General features: G+C 50.0%; 1 protein-coding gene. It reads right to left on the reverse strand.

Annotation, left to right across the window (positions count from 1 at the left end):
- Positions 1-203 precede the first annotated feature (203 nt).
- Positions 204-1,187: a LacI family DNA-binding transcriptional regulator gene (locus FD34_RS05950; protein ID WP_057807729.1), complete on the reverse strand. Its 984-nt coding sequence runs from the start codon at positions 1,185-1,187 to the stop codon at positions 204-206.
- Positions 1,188-1,273: the final 86 nt, after the last annotated feature.

Below are 1,273 nucleotides of genomic sequence, written 5' to 3' on the forward strand. Positions count from 1 at the left end.
TCGTTGTCGTTGACAAATTGCTTTAATCCTTGCTTATCTAATGAAACGTGCGCCATGATAAAAGACCCTCTTTTACTAAAAATTATTCCGGAATTTCCAGAAAACGCTTCCTTGATTTGACAGTTATTATGATAGCGCTTCCTAAAATTTAAGTCAACCGGTTGACACAAGAAAATTATTTTATACAATAAAAAAGAACAGCACTAGGCTGTTCCACCATCAATGATTTTTACCGGCAGCATCTTTGAGGCCATCTGTTCACCGTTAATCCGGGCTTGGAGCATCGCCACCGCCGTCTCGGCCATCTGGTTGATCGGCTGCTGGATCGTGGTCAACTGCGGCAGCAGGATCCGCGTGGCGTTGGCCCCATCGTAACCGACCACCCGGAGGTCCTCAGGGATCAGACGCTTGAACTCGCCAGCGATATTTATGATCAACCCGGCGTTGGTATCGTTATCTGCGAAGATTCCGTCGACCTCGGGATGGTCCTCAAAGATCTGACGAATGATCGCCCGCTTTTTCTCAACCGGATCATCAAAGCTGATGTGGTAGGTAATGGGCGTCTGCCCGTGCTGACGGAGCAGTTCCTCGTAAGCTAGGCGCCGCTCGTGGTTAGGCGTCGGAATATCCTCGGGGTAATTGGTGTGGATGATGTGTTGACAGCCATCATCCAATAGCCGCTGCGTGGCAAGGCGACCCCCATTATAATTATCGGAGGCCACCACCGGCACATTCCGACTAACGATTTGCTCAATCGAGACGATTGGCAGGTTAGTTCGCTGGTACTCACCAATGGCCTGGTTGTGGGCCCCCACGATCAAGCCATCGACCTGGCGATTGAGGAGCTGACGCAAAAAACTGCGTTCCTTTGCCGGATTATTCTGGCTATTGCCCATCAGGACCTTGTACCCACGCCGGTATAGCTCATTCTCCAGGGCGGCCTCCAGCTGGCCGAAGAAGGGATCATCAATCGTTGGAAAGATCAGCCCGACCAGCTTGGTCTCCTGCTTATAGAGTTGGCGCGCGATGGCGTTGGGTCGATAGTTAAGCTTTTCCATCGCCCGTTGGACCTTGGCAATTGTCTCTTCGCTAAGGTAACCGCGCTGGTTGAGAACGCGGGATACCGTCGTCTTGGAGACTCCGGCCTCACGTGCGACGTCATCTAGTTTGACTGGCTTTTTGGCCATATTTTTCACCCGATTTTTAAAGAATTATTTTATATGGCAGATTGTAAAATTTAAGTTGAACATTTAAGTGGACAGAAAAACCCATC

This window comes from Limosilactobacillus pontis DSM 8475 (assembly GCF_001435345.1).
Taxonomy (GTDB): Bacteria; Bacillota; Bacilli; order Lactobacillales; family Lactobacillaceae; genus Limosilactobacillus; species Limosilactobacillus pontis.

Coding starts and splice junctions, on each gene's coding strand:
- FD34_RS05950 (WP_057807729.1), bottom strand. CDS start 1,187: ATGGCCAAAAAGCCAGTCAAACTAGATGACGTCGCACGTGAGGCCGGA.